The organism is Kribbella sp. NPDC051952, assembly GCF_040680855.1.
Classification (GTDB): Bacteria; Actinomycetota; Actinomycetes; order Propionibacteriales; family Kribbellaceae; genus Kribbella.
This window is the reverse complement of the sequence record NZ_JBFAXQ010000004.1, coordinates 281,492-295,990: the sequence shown is the minus strand read 5'-3', so window position 1 is coordinate 295,990 and position 14,499 is coordinate 281,492. Positions and strand designations below refer to the sequence as shown.

The 14,499-nt window shown below is 67.7% G+C and carries 15 protein-coding genes; 1 reads left to right on the top strand and 14 read right to left on the bottom strand.

All coding sequences use genetic code 11. The features are described 5' to 3' along the window. Positions 1-166: 166 nt before the first annotated feature. From AB0L70_RS10740 to AB0L70_RS10700, 9 genes are all read right to left on the bottom strand, one after another. Positions 167-322: a hypothetical protein gene (locus tag AB0L70_RS10740; protein ID WP_233712037.1), complete on the bottom strand. Its 156-nt coding sequence runs from the start codon at positions 320-322 to the stop codon at positions 167-169. Between the two features lie 190 nt (positions 323-512). After that, positions 513-1,367, bottom strand: a complete 855-nt coding sequence (gene mutM, locus AB0L70_RS10735; protein WP_363682377.1) for a bifunctional DNA-formamidopyrimidine glycosylase/DNA-(apurinic or apyrimidinic site) lyase — start codon at positions 1,365-1,367, stop codon at positions 513-515. A gap of 1 nt (position 1,368) precedes the next feature. Further along, positions 1,369-2,064 carry a ribonuclease III gene (gene rnc / locus AB0L70_RS10730; protein ID WP_363682676.1) on the bottom strand — a complete coding sequence of 232 codons (696 nt, stop codon included), beginning with the start codon at positions 2,062-2,064 and terminating at the stop codon, positions 1,369-1,371. Between the two features lie 64 nt (positions 2,065-2,128). Next, a complete protein-coding gene (gene rpmF, locus AB0L70_RS10725) occupies positions 2,129-2,320 on the bottom strand; it encodes a 50S ribosomal protein L32 (protein ID WP_077012766.1) in 192 nt (63 codons plus the stop codon). Positions 2,321-2,386: 66 nt separating this feature from the next. Further along, a complete protein-coding gene (locus AB0L70_RS10720; RefSeq protein WP_363682375.1) occupies positions 2,387-2,908 on the bottom strand; it encodes a DUF177 domain-containing protein in 522 nt (173 codons plus the stop codon). A 129-nt stretch (positions 2,909-3,037) separates the two neighbouring features. Then, entirely contained in the window at positions 3,038-3,508 is a 471-nt protein-coding gene (gene coaD / locus AB0L70_RS10715) for a pantetheine-phosphate adenylyltransferase (RefSeq protein WP_363682373.1), read from the bottom strand. Continuing rightward, positions 3,501-4,061, bottom strand: a complete 561-nt coding sequence (gene rsmD, locus AB0L70_RS10710) for a 16S rRNA (guanine(966)-N(2))-methyltransferase RsmD (protein ID WP_363682371.1) — start codon at positions 4,059-4,061, stop codon at positions 3,501-3,503. Before rsmD ends, coaD begins: the two co-directional genes overlap by 8 nt. Then, entirely contained in the window at positions 4,058-6,289 is a 2,232-nt protein-coding gene (gene recG, locus AB0L70_RS10705; RefSeq protein ID WP_363682369.1) for an ATP-dependent DNA helicase RecG, read from the bottom strand. The genes rsmD and recG overlap by 4 nt, the downstream gene beginning before the upstream one ends. Before the next feature lie 23 nt (positions 6,290-6,312). Next, positions 6,313-7,926: a DAK2 domain-containing protein gene (locus AB0L70_RS10700; protein ID WP_363682367.1), complete on the bottom strand. Its 1,614-nt coding sequence runs from the start codon at positions 7,924-7,926 to the stop codon at positions 6,313-6,315. 36 nt (positions 7,927-7,962) lie between these two features. On the opposite strand from AB0L70_RS10700, the gene AB0L70_RS10695 reads away from it, so the two are divergent. Beyond that, the gene (locus AB0L70_RS10695) at positions 7,963-8,952 is read left to right on the top strand and encodes an SAM-dependent methyltransferase (protein ID WP_363682365.1); all 990 of its coding nucleotides are present in this window, start codon (positions 7,963-7,965) and stop codon (positions 8,950-8,952) included. Between the two features lie 55 nt (positions 8,953-9,007). On the opposite strand, the gene rpmB is transcribed toward AB0L70_RS10695, so the two are convergent. From rpmB to AB0L70_RS10670, 5 genes are all read right to left on the bottom strand, one after another. Further along, the gene (rpmB, locus tag AB0L70_RS10690) at positions 9,008-9,229 is read right to left on the bottom strand and encodes a 50S ribosomal protein L28 (RefSeq protein WP_132153237.1); all 222 of its coding nucleotides are present in this window, start codon (positions 9,227-9,229) and stop codon (positions 9,008-9,010) included. A gap of 84 nt (positions 9,230-9,313) precedes the next feature. Further along, positions 9,314-11,296 (bottom strand): aldo/keto reductase, encoded by a 1,983-nt coding sequence (locus AB0L70_RS10685; protein ID WP_363682363.1) that lies wholly within the window; start codon positions 11,294-11,296, stop codon positions 9,314-9,316. Between the two features lie 24 nt (positions 11,297-11,320). Then, entirely contained in the window at positions 11,321-12,148 is an 828-nt protein-coding gene (locus AB0L70_RS10680; RefSeq protein WP_363682361.1) for a carbohydrate ABC transporter permease, read from the bottom strand. After that, a complete protein-coding gene (locus tag AB0L70_RS10675; protein ID WP_363682359.1) occupies positions 12,138-13,169 on the bottom strand; it encodes a sugar ABC transporter permease in 1,032 nt (343 codons plus the stop codon). Before AB0L70_RS10675 ends, AB0L70_RS10680 begins: the two co-directional genes overlap by 11 nt. Position 13,170: 1 nt before the next feature. Then, positions 13,171-14,457: an extracellular solute-binding protein gene (locus AB0L70_RS10670; protein WP_363682357.1), complete on the bottom strand. Its 1,287-nt coding sequence runs from the start codon at positions 14,455-14,457 to the stop codon at positions 13,171-13,173. Between the last annotated feature and the right edge of the window lie 42 nt (positions 14,458-14,499).

Here is a 14,499-nt window from a genome sequence, read left to right as displayed (position 1 = left end):
CAAACACCTGCACGCGAACCTGCGGAGGCCAGCCGATAAGAGTCGGCGGCGATAGATCTGGGCGCACAACATTGAGTGAACACACAACCGGCGGAGGCCCGGACGGGGGCCACCGCCGTGGTAGTGCGGACGGTAGAGGTGGAACTCTGTTGTCGCGGCTTGGGTCTCAGACCGAAGCGGGGGCGCGCAGCGCCTCGTCGACTGTGAGCAACCGGCCCTCGTGGACCTGTGCGACGAGGTGGTCGTTCTCTGCCTGCAGGCGCATCACGTGCGCCTCCAGATCGGCGACACGCCGGTTGAGCAGACGAACCTGCTCAAGCATGCGCGGGTCAGTGCCTCCAAGATGCCCTAGAAGAGCCTTGGCCATTGTGCTGTCCTCCGGAAGGGTTCTGGCCTGTTGCGCCCCTGGTTGCTGGTCACGATGAGGAGCGCCGAAAAAGTGTGCCGTCTTTCAGGGTGTCACCGGCAGAGCCGACGGTCAACCTGGGCCACGTTTATTAACGATACCTCGCTCACCAGCGGACGTGGCGCGGAACCGGCTGACATTTCGGGCACCGGTAGGACGAACGGTTCATGAACGGCTCGCGGCGGATCGGCCGGCCGTCGCGGGGACACGGCGAACCCTCCTGTCCGTAGACGTTCAGGCCGCGTTCGAAATAGCCGGATTCCCCGTTCACGTTGACATACAGGGCATCGAAGCTGGTCCCGCCGACGTCCAGCGCCGCGGCCATCACCTCATGGGCGTGCCGCAGGATCTCCCTTATTTGTAAGGGTTTCAGCGAATCTGTGGCCCGGGCGTAGTGCAGCTTGGCCCGCCACAACGCTTCGTCAGCGTAGATATTGCCCACTCCGCTGATCACGGTCTGGTCCAGCAAGGCTCGCTTCAGGCCGGTCTTGCGGCGCCGGACCGCGGCCACGAAAACCTCCGGATCGAACAGAGGATCGAACGGGTCGCGGGCGATGTGCGCGATTTCCGGGGGCAGCTCCGCACCGCCTTCGGAATAGGACAGACCACCGAACATCCGCTGGTCCACAAACCGGACCTCTCCACCGTCGTCGGCGAACCGGAACCGGACCCGTAGGTGCGGTTCGTCGGGCGCGCCGACCGGCTGGACCCGGAACTGACCGCTCATGCCGAGATGGGTGAGGACCGCGTCGCCCGATTCCAGCGGCAGCCAGAGGTACTTCCCGCGCCTGGCCGGCTCGGTGAACACCTGCCCCTTGAGCCGTGCCACGAAGTCGTCCGGCCCGGCGGCGTGACGCCGTACCGGGCGGGGGTGCAGGACCTCGACCGCGTCGATGGTCCGGCCGGTGGTGAACTCCGCCAGACCCCGGCGTACGACCTCTACCTCAGGAAGCTCAGGCACCTCAGGGCTGCTGCGAGGGGTCCGTGCTGTCCGGGTGAGCGGCCCGGAGCGCCTTCCAGGCGGTCTCCGCGGCCTGCTGCTCGGCTTCCTTCTTGCTCCGGCCGATGCCGTGCCCGTAGGTGTCGGACCCGATCCGGACCCGCGCCTCGAACGTCTTGGCGTGATCCGGGCCGGACTCCGCGATCACATATTCGGGTACGCCGACGCCGAGCTGGGCGACCAGCTCCTGCAGCGAGGTCTTCCAGTCCAGGCCGGCACCGAGGCGGGCCGACGACTCCATCAGGTCGTCGAACAGCGTGTGCACGACCTGACCGGCGGTCTCGAAACCGCGGTCCAGGTAGACCGCGCCGATCAAAGCCTCGACGCAGTCGGCCAGGATCGACGACTTGTCGCGACCGCCCGTGGCCTCTTCGCCGCGGCCGAGCCGCAGGTACTTGCCCAGCTTGAGATCGCGGGCGACCCCGGCGAGCGCGCGCATGTTGACCACTGCGGCGCGCAGCTTGGCCAGCCGGCCCTCAGAGAGGTCCGGGTGGTTCCGGAACAGCGACTCCGTGACGATCACACCGAGCACGGAGTCCCCGAGGAACTCCAGCCGCTCGTTGGTCGGCAGCCCACCGTTCTCGTACGCGTACGAGCGGTGGGTGAAGGCGTGCTCCAGCAAATTGTCAGCCAGCGCTACGCCGAGCCGCTGGTTCAGCTCGGCGTAGATTCCCCCGTCGGAGATCAACTCAGGGTTGACCGAATTCACTGGCTGGTGCCTCTTAGCTCTCGACGACCTGGCGACGCTCGCCCTTCGCGCCGTACTGGCCGCAGGTCGGGCAAACGGTGTGCTGCAGGTGCTTCGCGCGGCAGGCGGGGTTCACGCAGGTCACCAGCGACGGGGCAGTGGTCTTCCACTGGGCCCGGCGGCTGCGGGTGTTGCTGCGCGACATCTTCCGCTTCGGAACGGCCACGGTTATGACTCCTAAGTTCGGCCGGGGGTGCATGACCCGGCCGGCTGGCTGGCGTGTATTCGGTGTTCAGTTGTCCTGCGGTCGTTCGTCAGTCTGGAGCAGGTTGCCCAGGGCTGCCCATCGTGGGTCGCCCCCGTCCTCGTGCTTGTGGCCGGGCTCGTCGGCCAGGCGCACCCCACACTCGGGGCACAGACCCGGACAGTCGTCCGTACACAACGGCTGGAACGGTAGCGCGAGCACCACCTGGTCCCTCAGCGCCGGCTCGAGGTCGATCAGATCGCCCTCCATCCGGCTGGCCTCGTCCGGCTCGGCTTCGCTTTCCGGGTAGACGTACAGCTCCTGGACGTCAGCGAGGAACTCGTCCTCGATATCGACCAGGCACCGCGCGCACTCCCCGACCAGTCGGCCGCGGGCCGTTCCGGTGACGAGGACCCCTTCGACCACCGATTCCAGCCGTAGATCGAACTGGATCGGATCGCCTTCGGGGACACCGATCACGTCGATTCCGAGATCTGCCGGCGCCGGCGCCGTGAAGGTGACTTCGCGTTGGGACCCGGCGCGGCGTGTCAGCTCGTGCGTATCGATCACGAGTGGGGACCGCGGGTCCAAGACGCTCAGAACATCCCTTTCAGGCGTGGGCAGGCAGGAACTCGGTCTCGTCGAGACCGGTGATCAACACTACCAACTCCGCGGCCAGTCGCCCAATTCGGGGTCATCCTAGATCTTCTCCAGCAACCGCGCGTGAACGCCGGCGGGCACGAAAGAGGCCACCTCACCACCGAGTTTGGCGATCTCCTTGACCCAGCTGGACGAGACGAAGGCGTTCTCCGCGCGGGTCGGCAGGAACATCGTATCCACCCCGGTCATGGCGTGATTCAGCTGGGCCATCTGGAGCTCGTAGTCGTAGTCGGCGGCCGAGCGGAGCCCCTTGATGATCACGCCCGCGCCCTCGGCCCGGCAGTAGTCGACCAGGAGCCCTTCGAAGGTGCCGATCCGGACGTTGGCGAACGGTTTGGCCAGCTCTGTCAGCATCGTGAGCCGCTCGTCCAGGTCGAACAGGCGTGCCTTGGACTGGTTCACCCCGGCCGCGACGATCACCTCGTCGAAGGCGGCGGCAGCCCGGCCGATGATGTCCAGATGCCCGTTCGTGGGCGGGTCGAACGTCCCCGGGAAGACTGCCTTAGCCATGGCGGTGACCGTACCAAAGCCGGGCCTCGCCGTACTTGCGATCGCGCAGCGCGGCGAACCCTTCCGGCCACTCCCACGGCTCCCGCTTACCCCGCTCGACCACGACCACCGCGTCGTCGGCCAGCCAGCCGTTCCCGGCCAGTGCGATCAGCACGTCCTGCAGCTCGACCGTCTCCAGCTTGTACGGCGGATCCGCGAAAACCAGGTCGAAGACAGCCGGACTGTCACCCGCTGTGACCTTCTCGACCGGGCGGGTGAGCACAGTCGCCCCGGGCAGCCCGACGGTCCGGACATTCGCCGTGATCACCTCGGCCGCCTTCCGGTCCGACTCGACGAGCACGACCGTCGCGGCTCCCCGGGACAGTGCCTCGAGCCCGATCGCCCCGGATCCGGCGTACAGGTCGAGCACGGCCAGTCCGTCGAAGCTGCCGAACTCGGACTCCAGCGAAGAGAACAGCGCCTCCCGGACCCGATCCGCGGTCGGGCGTGTCCCACTCCCCGCCGGTACGACGATCCGCCGCCCGCCGGCCACTCCCCCGACGATCCGGCTCACGTCTTCTCCAGATACTCGGTCGTCTCGGACTCCAGCGCGCTCCGGACGAAGGACCGCAGCGTCGGGTACTCGGCCAGTTCCGCGTCCACCGAGACGATCGAGTTCGCCACGTGTCGCGCGGTGAAGATGATCTCCTCGTCCCGCAGCACACTGAGCAGCTTCAGACTGGTCCGGCGGCCCGACTGAGCCACGCCCAGTACGTCGCCCTCACGCCGCGTCTCCAGGTCGATCCGCGACAACTCGAACCCGTCCGTGGTCGACGCGACGGCATCGAGCCGCCCGTACGACTTCGAACCAGGCCACAGGTCGGTAACCAGCAGGCACAACCCCGGCACCCGGCCACGTCCGACCCGGCCACGGAGCTGGTGCAGCTGGGAGATCCCGAACCGGTCGGCGTCCATGATCACCATCGTCGAGGCGTTCGGTACGTCGACGCCGACCTCGATCACCGTGGTCGCGATCAGTACGTCGACCTCGCCGGCCGCGAACCGGGTCATCACCGCGTCCTTCTCGTCGGCCGGCAGCCGCCCGTGCAGGATCTCCACCCGCAGGTCGTGCAGGATCTCGGCCAGCGCGTCGGCCACCTGCATGACCGAGATCGGCGGCCGGGCCTGCTTCTTCGTGCCCTTGTCCTCCTCGCCGGCGGCGAACTCGCCCTCCTCGTCGCCCGCGTTCTTCACGTCGTCCCCGATCCGCGGGCAGACGACGTACGCCTGGTGGCCCTTGCCGACCTCCTCGCGAACTCGCGTCCAGGCGCGCTGCAGCCAGTCGGGCTTCTCCTTGGCCGGGACCACGGACGACTGGATCGGCGACCGTCCGGCCGGCAACTCGGTCAGTGTCGAGACGGCGAGATCGCCGAACACTGTCATCGCGACCGTCCGCGGGATCGGCGTCGCCGTCATCACGAGCACGTGCGGGGTGTTCTCCCCCGACTTCTGGCTGAGGGCGGCCCGCTGCTCGACGCCGAACCGGTGCTGTTCGTCGACGACCACGAGCCCGAGATCGGCGAACTGCACTTTGTCCTCGAGCAACGCGTGCGTCCCGACCACGATCCCGGCGGCACCACTCGCCGCGTCCAGCATCGCCGTACGCCGGGCTGCCGCGTTGAGGGATCCGGTCAGCAGACCGACCCTCGTGGCCCGGTCCGCACCACCCAGCATCCCCGCCTCGGCCAGCTCACCAAGCATCCTGGTCAGCGTCTTGTGGTGCTGCGTCGCGAGCACCTCGGTCGGAGCAAGCAGGACCGCCTGGCCGCCGTTGTCGACGACCGACAGCATCGCCCGCAGCGCGACCACGGTCTTGCCGGAGCCGACCTCGCCCTGCAGCAGCCGGTGCATCGGGTGCGGGCGGGCCAGATCCGCGAAGATCTCCTCGCCGACCTCAGCCTGACCCTCGGTCAGCTTGAACGGCAACCGCTGGTCGAACTCGTCCAGCAAGCCGCCCTCGGTCCGCGGCCTGGGTACGGCGTTCAGCGCATCTGTGACCGCGCGACGCTGGGCCAGGATCGTCTGCATCACCAGCGCTTCCTCGAACCGGAACCGGTTCTGCGCCTGGCTGATGTCCTTCTCGGTATCCGGCAGATGCACCAGCTGCAAGGCTTCCCGCAGTCCGAGCAGCTTCTCCTTGCGCAGGATCAGCTCCGGGATCGGGTCGTCGAGATGCTCGTCCAGGCTGTCCAGGACGATCTTCACGGACCGCTCGATCGTTGCGGTCGGCAACTTCGCGGTCGCCGGGTAGAGCGGCCGGAACGGCCGGGCCCGACGCTCGATCTCGGCCTCGGACAGGTCCTCGTCGTCGAGGATCTCGGTGCCCGGGCTCTTCAGCTGCATGATGTCGCGGAACATCGTCACCTCGCCCCAGAACAGGGCGGCCGTCCCCGGGGTCAGCTTGGTCGCGAGCCAGGGCTGGTTGAAGAAGGCGAGCTCCAGGTCGTGCCGGCCATCGGTGACGACGACCTTGGTCAGCGTCTTGCGCCGGGTCCATTTCTGCACGTCGGTCAGCGGGATCTCGGCCTTGGTGTCGAGCGACCGCACGGTGACCTTCTTGACCCGCCCGTTCACGGTCGCCTGGTCGCCGACCTCGAGCTCGTCGAACGGCGTCAGCTCGCCCTTCTTCAGGTACCGGCGCGGGTAGTGCCGCAGGAGTTCGCCGACGGTCTCGATCGCGAGCACGTCCGCGAAGGACTTCGCCGTCTTGGCACCCAGGAAGTCGCGGAGCTTCCGGTCCATGTCGCCAATCATTCCAACACCAGTCATTCCACCCCGATCAGCAGCGGGTACCTGTCCTGTCCTCCGTCGTACACCACGACGTCGACATCTTTGCGGTTCCGGCGGACGTGCCGCTCGATCGCCTCGGCCAGCGCGGGGTCCGCGTCCTGGCCGGTGACGATCGTGAGCAGCTCGCCACCGCCGCCGAGCAGCCGGTCGACCACTTCCCGGGCGGCGGTCCCGAGGTCCTCGGTGATGAGGGCGAAGTCGCCGTCGACCACCCCGAGGGCGTCGCCGATCCGGCACCGGCCGGCCATCGTCCAGGCGTCCTTGACCGCGATCGTGACCGCGCCGTGCCGGGTCTGTCCGGCCGCCGCCGACAGGTGTACGACGTCGTCGTCGAAGCTGCGCTCCGGGTCGTGGACGGCGATCGCTGCCAGGCCCTGGACCTGGGCCCGGGTCGGGATCACGGCGACCCGGATCCCGTCCTGCCGGGCCGCGGTCGCGGCCGCCTCGGCCACCGCGATCGAGTCCTTGTCGTTGGGCAGGATCACGATCTCCGGCGCCTTCGACCGCTCGATCGCCTGCAGGAGTTCGCCGGTCGAGCATCGCCGGCCCGGACCGCCCCTGATGACGTGCGCGCCTGCCTCGCCGAACAGGTTGGCCAGCCCCTCGCCCGCAACGACCGCGATTACCGCCCGCCCCGGAATCGGCTCGTGCTGATGCGTCTGGTCAGCGAAATGGGTGACCCGGATCCGATGCGGACGGCCGATGTCGATGCCCTGCTCGATCGCGGCGCCGACGTCGTCGCTGTGCACGTGGACGTTCCAGAGCCCGTCGCCGCCGACCACGACGACCGAATCCCCCAGCGTCACGAGGTTCTGCCGGAAGTCCCCGATCTTGTCGTCCGGCGCGTCCAGCAGGTACATCACCTCGTACGCCGGTCCGTCGTGCCGCTCGGCGCCCTCACCTTGTGGCTCGACCCGCGCCGGTACGTCGACCCGTACGACCTGTCCCGTCAGTACCGACTCCATCGCGCCGAGGATCACCACCAGGCCCGCTCCCCCGGCATCCACGACGCCCGCGCGACGCAGGACGTCGAGCTGCTCGGTGGTCTTGGTGAGGGCCTGCCGGGCGGACGCGACGGCTGCCAGGCACACGTCGGCCAGGCTCTTCCCGTCGTTCGCGGCCGTCATCGCACCGGTGGCGGCGGCCCGGGCGACGGTGAGCATGGTCCCCTCGACCGGCTGGGCGACCGCGCCGTACGCGGCGTCTGCGGCGTACTTCAGGGCATCCGCGAACGCAACCGGCTCGCTCATGCGGGGATCCGCGAGTACGCCGTCCTCCTGCTGCCGCGGGAGGTTCTCGGCGAGGCGGAGACCGCAGGCGCGGACGAGCTGCGAGGTGATCACGCCGGAGTTGCCGCGGGCGCCGAGCAGCGCGCCGCGCCCGAACGCCTGGACCGCCTCCGCGAACGTGAGCTCGCCGCGCGGGAGCGCGTCGCAGGCGGCCTCCCAGGTCAGGTAGAGGTTGGTCCCGGTGTCGCCATCCGGGACCGGGTACACGTTGAGCTCGTCGATCTCGGTCCGCGCCCGGCCCAACTCGGCCAGCGCGGTCCGAGCCCAGGCCCGCAACACCTCGACGGTCAGTTCCTCCACGCCCGGAAGGCTAACCGGTCCCGCTAGGGTTCGGGGGTGAGTGTGTTGTTCTCGGTCGCGGCCGACAGTTACGAGTGGGCTGTGCGAGAGGTCCGCGGCGAGTTCGGCCGCGAGGTGCGGATCGAGCGGGTGAGTGGCGACCTCGGTCGCGTCACCGGTCCCTCGGTGCACGAGTTGGCCCAGGCGTGTGACGCCGGGCGGATCATGTTCGTGCGCCACCTGACCACCGAGATCGGGAGCTTCGAGGACCTGCCACCCGACTACGAGCTGGCCGACCTGATTCTGGCTGAGCTGCCCGAGTACCCCAGGGCACTCGCGGTGCAGGCCTGGACCGACAGCGCCGCCACCGGCGGGACCTACTACCACCGGATCGAGCACGCGCTCACCGAGCGCGGAGTGGCCGTGACCCGCTCTGATCAGGAGTACGTCGTCTCGTGCTTCGCCGGCCGCCGAGCGGTGCTCCTGGGCGTCAACCGGCTGGCGGACAGCCTGTCGGACTGGCCGGGTGGGCGGATGCGGTTGGCCCGGGCCGACGAGCGGGTCTCTCGGTCGGAGTTCAAGCTGGAGGAGGCGATCGCGACCTTCGGGCTGGAACTGCCGGCCGGTGGGAAGGCGGTCGATCTCGGCGCCTCGCCGGGTGGGTGGACGCGGATCCTGCGGCAGCATGGGCAGGAGGTGTGGTCTGTTGATCCTGGTGAGCTGGACCCACGGCTGCGAGGCGATCGCCGGATCCATCACGAGGCGACCACCGCCGGACGGTTCTTCGCGGCGAATCGGTTGCGGTTCGACGTCGCGGTGAACGACATGCGGATGGATCAGGTGCTGAGCGCCCGGATGATGGTCGACGCGGCGACGCATCTGCGCCGAGGCGCGCTGGCGGTCGTCACGCTCAAGGGCGGCGGGAAGAATCCGCTCGACGGTGCCCGGCGTGGTCTGGACGTGCTCCGGCAGCAGTACGCCGTACTGCACGCCCGGCAGCTGCACCACAACCGGAACGAGATCACGGTCATCGCGGAACGCGAATAGGCGCCCGGGGTGATCCCGGGCGCCTAGTCAGGCCCTACACGGAAGAAAAGCTGGGTCAGCCGACGACGCGCTGGACCTTGCCGGCCTTGATGCAGGACGTGCAGACCTTCATGCGGGTCGGGGTGCCCTTGATGAGCGCCCGGACCGGCTGGATGTTGGGGTTGAACCGCCGGGGCGTGCGAGCCTTGACCCGGCGGATCATTGCACCCTTACCCAGGCGGGCAACGCTGTTGCCGAACGTCGGCTGCTTGCCGCAGACATCGCACTTCTTAGACATGATTCTCCGTGTTCAGGGTCGTGACACCGACAGACCATGTTACATGTGGGTCGGCGCCCGACCAATTCGGCTGGGAACGCCCGATCAGGCAGTGAGATAGGCCACTTCCTCGTCGGTGAGTGTCACCGACAGACCGGGTGTCGAGGTCCGCGTTTCGCTGATGTGCCGCGGGCCGATCAGCGGGAAGACCGGGTACGGCTGGTGCAGCAACCAGGCCAGCGCGATCGCGGTCGGCTCGACACCCTTCGCGGCCGCGAGCTCCCGGGCCCGGTCGAGGCGACGGAAGTTGTCGTCGGAGTAGAAGCAGCGCACCAGCTCCTCGTCCGACCGATCCTCCGGCTTGGCCCGTCCAGTGAAGAACCCGCGCGCCTGGCTCGACCACGGGAAGAGCGCAACCTGCCGCTCCCGCAACCAGGCCTGCGACTCATCGTCCGAGACATGCCTGCACCCGGCCCACGGTACGTCGTAAGCCCGGGCGAGGCTGAGGTGGTTGCTCAGCAGGGTGAACGGCTGCTTGCCGCTCGCCTCGGCGTACGCGTTGGCCTCGTCGAACCGCTCGAGCGACCAGTTGGAGCCGCCGTACGCCTTGATCCGGCCGGCCTTGTAATGGTCGTGCATGACGTCGACGAACTCGGAGACCGGGATCTCCTCGTTGTCGCGGTGCATCAGGTAGAGGTCGAGGTGGTCGGTCTGCAGCCGCTCGAGGCTCTCGTTCAGTTGCGAGGTGATCGACTCGGGGTCGCAGTGCGGCGTGTGCGCACCCTTGCCGATGACAACGATCTCGTCCCGGTTGCCGCGCGAGGTGATCCACTGCCCGAGCAGCGTCTCGCCCCGGCCCCGGCCGTAGATGTAGGCCGTGTCGAACGTCGTACCGCCACGCTCGACGAAGTCGTCGAAGATCGTCGCCGCGTGGGTCAGCGTCTGCTGGTTGTCCACACCCATGACGAGTCGCGAGACCTGCTTGTCCAGCCCGGGCACCCGCCCGTACGTCATCGGGGCGTCGTCGCGGCGCTTGAGCGGCCGTCCGGTCGTGGTCGGGATGATCGCGTCGTCCCGCTCGCTCGCGTACTGCTGCCCGATCGCGGCCCGCCAGGCGTCCTGGACGGTCAGGTTGCCGAGGGTGTCGGCCCAGCTCATCTCGGGCGCCTGCCGCTGCTCGATCGCCGCGGCAACTGCCTCGGCCTCGGCTGCGTAGATCAGGGCCGGGTCCGCGGAGATGTCCCGCGGCTCCTCCCCTACCTTGTGCAGGGTCACGTGGGTCGGCTCACCGTCGCCGCCGAACCACGGGTCCTCGATGACCAGGTAGCCCTCGCTGCCGAAGATCCGGACCTGGTTCTGGTCGCGCAGCCGTACGCCGGTGCTCACCTGAGCGGTCACGCCGCCCTCGAAGAACAGCGTCGCCACGGACCATTCGTCGGCACCGGTCTCGCCGACGTGGCCGACCGCGGTCACCGCGGCCGGGTCGGCGAACGGCTGCCCGATCGCGGCGCCGGCGATCAGCCGGGAGTACGAGACCGGGTAGCCACCGACGTCGAGGATGCCGCCGCCGGCCAGGTCGTCGGCGAAGATCCGCGACTCGGCCCGGAATGCCGACGCGAACGCGAACGTCGCCTGGATCTGGTGGACCGTGCCGATCTCGCCGTCGCGGACCAGCTGGGCGACCAGCTTGGTCTGCGGCAGGCAGCGGTACATGTACGCCTCCATCAGGAAGACGTCGTTGCGTACCGCGGCCTCGATCATCGCCTCGGCCCAGGCCTTGTTGATCGCGAGCGGCTTCTCGCAGAGCACGTGCTTGCCGGCCTCGGCGGCCTTGATCGCCCACTCGACGTGCATCGGGTGCGGCGTGGCCACGTATACCGCGTCCACGGTCTCGTCGGCGAGCAGGTCGTCGTACGAACCGTGGCGGTTGGCGATGTCCCACTTGTCGGCGAAGGTGTTGGCCGAGTCGAGCGACCGGCTGCCGACCGCGACGACCGAGTTGGTCGGCGAGGTCGGCACCTGGCTGGCGAAGCGCGCGGCGATGTTGCCGGTCCCGAGGATTCCCCAGCGGAGCTTGGTGTCAGTCAAGAGGTGTCCCGTTCAGTTGTGGAGTCAGAATTTCATCGCGCCGGCGGCGAGGTCGGCAATGAAGGAGCGGGCGCCGATCAGGAAGACGCCGATCAGCGGGATGACGCTCATCAGTGCACCGGCCATCACCATTGAGTAGTCGGTGCCGTAAATGCCGTTCAGCTGATCGAGTGCGACCTGAAGGGTGAGGCGGTTCGGGTCGGTCATCACGATCAGCGGCCAGAGGTAGTCGTTCCAGACGTTGATGAAGGTGAAGATACCCAGAAATGCCAAGCCGGGCCGTAGCACCGGCAGGCCGACGGTGAGGTACTGCCGGAAGAAGCCGGCGCCGTCGACCTTGGCGGCCGAGATGAGTTCGTCCGGGATCGCGCCGCGGGCGTACTGGCGCATCCAGAAGATGCCGAACGCGTTCGCGGCGCCGGGGATGATCAGTGCCTTCAGCGACCCGATCCAGCCGAACTCGGCCAGCGTCACGAACTGCGGTACCAGCGACAGCTGGGCCGGGATCATGAACGTTGCCAGCAGCAACCCGAAGAGGAAGTTGCGGCCGGGGAACTCGTACTTGGCGAACGCGAACGCGGCCAGTGAGTCGAAGAACAGCACCAGGACCGTGACGCCGAGCGACGCGATCAGGGTGAGCAGCATCGACCCGAAGAAGTCGACGTTGTCGAGCACCTTGCCCATGTTCTCGAACAGGTGCGAGCCGATCACCAGCTTCGGCGGGTAGGCGAAGATGTCCGGAGTGGTGTTGGAGGCCATCACCACCATCCAGTAGAACGGGAACAGCGAGACCAGCACACCGAGCATCAGCACGATGTGGCCGACGGCGGTGCGGATGCGCTCAATGGACATCGGCTGCCTCCTGGTGTGCTGCCTTCTGGGCGGCGATCTTGCGTTCGGCCCGGCGGGCGGCGCGTTTGGTGAGCCGTTCGTCGTCGCTGCCGCCGATCAGCCGCCAGTTGATGATGCTGAACAGCACGATCAGGATGAACAACGCCCACCCGACGGCTGCGCCGTACCCGAACTGGTTCTTGATGAAGGCGCTCTGGTAGAGGTACGAGACGATCGTCAGGCCGGCGTCGCCCGGTCCACCGATGTTGCTGGTGTCACCGAACAGCACCCGGGACTCGGTGAAGATCTGCAGTCCGCCGATGGTCGAGGTGACCGCGGTGAACAGGATGACCGGCCGCATCATCGGTACGGTGATCCGCCAGAAGGTCTGCCGCGACGAGGCGCCGTCGACCTTCGCGGCCTCGTAGACGTCGGCCGAGATGGCTTGCAGTCCGGCCAGGTAGATGATCGCGTTGTAGCCGACCCAGCGCCAGGTGACGATGGTCGCGATCGCGACCTTGATCCCCCAGGGCTGGGTCAGCCATTCGATCTTGCCGAGCCCGATCGATTGCAGGAACGCGTTCAGCAGACCGAAGTTGTTGCTGAAGATCGAGCCGAAGACCAGGGTGACCGCGACCACGGACGTGACGTTCGGGATGAAGTACGCGATCCGGTAGAAGCTGCGCAGCCGGGTCGCGTTGTGCAGCGCGTTCGCGATCACCAGCGCCAGCAGCAGCATCGGTACGGTCGACAGCACCCAGATGATCAGCGTGTTGCCGATCGTCTTCCAGAACACGGGATCGGAGAGCAGGTAGTTGTACTGCTCCAGTCCGACCCACTTCATCTGCCCGATGCCGTCCCAGGAATGGAACGAGATCCAGATCGAGAACAGCACGGGGAACGCGCCGAAGATCGCGAACAGGATGAAGAACGGCGCGACCGCGGCGTACTGCGGAAACGCCTGCTTGTACTTGTTCGGCGGCCGGTCCGCGGCCCGGGTGGCGCGCACGGTCGCGGGGAGCGCCTTGCTGGTGACAGCCATCTCAGATCGCCCCCGCCCGGGTCAGTTCGCGCTCGATCTGTTGCTGAGCGTCCTTCCAGGCCTGGTCCGGGTTCTTGCCGGCCGTCTCGACGTTCACCAGCTCGGCGCTGATCGGCGCGTCGATGATGCTGTCGTACGGCGAGAAGAAGGCGCCCGGGTACTTCTTCGCCGATGCAGCGAAGACGTCGACGATCTTCTGACCGCCGAAGAACGGATCAGGCGCGGCCAGCCGGGAATCGGTGTAGCTGGCCGGCGTGGACGGGAACAGGACCGGGTCGAGGAACGCCTCGGCCTGGTTCTTCGCCGACTCCAGCCAACTGATGAAGGCGAACGCCGCCTCCGGGTTCTTGCAGTACTTCGTGATCCCGAGGAAGGACCCACCACGGTTGCCGGCGCCACCAGGAGCCGCCGTCACCCGCCAGAGTCCCTTCGTCTTCGGTGCCGCGTTCTTCGGGCCGAGCTGGGCCCACCAGACCGCGCCGTTGAACGCGACCAGCTTGCCGTTGGTCACGACGGCATCGGCGTCGGTCGAGCCGTTCTGAGCGTTCGCCGACAGGCCTTCCTTCACGACCCGGACGGCGAGATCGAACGACTCCCGGACGTGGTCCTGGTCGCCGATGTACTTCCCGTCCTGGGTCATGTAGCGCTTGGACTGCTGGGCCATCCGGTACGCGTACACACTGGTGATGTTGTCGGTGATCGACGAACCGGGGACGCCCTGCTTCACCTTCTTGCCGAGCTGGATGAAGGCGTCCCAGTCCGGCGCGAGCTCCGCGACGGCCGCCGGGTCGGTGTCGATACCGGCCTTGGTGAAGACGTCGGTCCGGTAGAACAAGGCGGTCGGCCCGGTGTCCATCGGGTACGCCATCATCTTGCCCTCCGGCGTGGTCCCCCACTTCCACTTCCAGGGCAGGAAGTCCTTCTCGAGCTCCTTGGCGCCGAGCTCGTTGAGATCGTGGAACTGGTCGGCGTTCGGGAAGTACGTCGCCACGTCGTCGTTGATCGCGACGATGTCCGGGACGAGCGACTTGCCGGCCAGCGCGGTCAGCACCTTGGTCTTGTAGTTGGACCCGATCCGGGTCATCGCCAGCTTCATGCCGTCGTACCCGGGGATCGTCTTCTCGGCCTGGCCGATCAGCCCGTCGTTCACCGAGCCGACCCAGGTCCACATGCTGAGCTCGTTCGATCCGCCGAGTGAGCTGCGGGAGCCACAGCCGGTGAGGCCGGTCGTCGCGGCGGCCGCGCTCGCGCCGCCGAGCGCGAGGAAGTTCCTTCTGCTCAAGGTCATACGCCTCACCTGGCGCTTTCTGTTGGATTTCGCCGGAAGGTG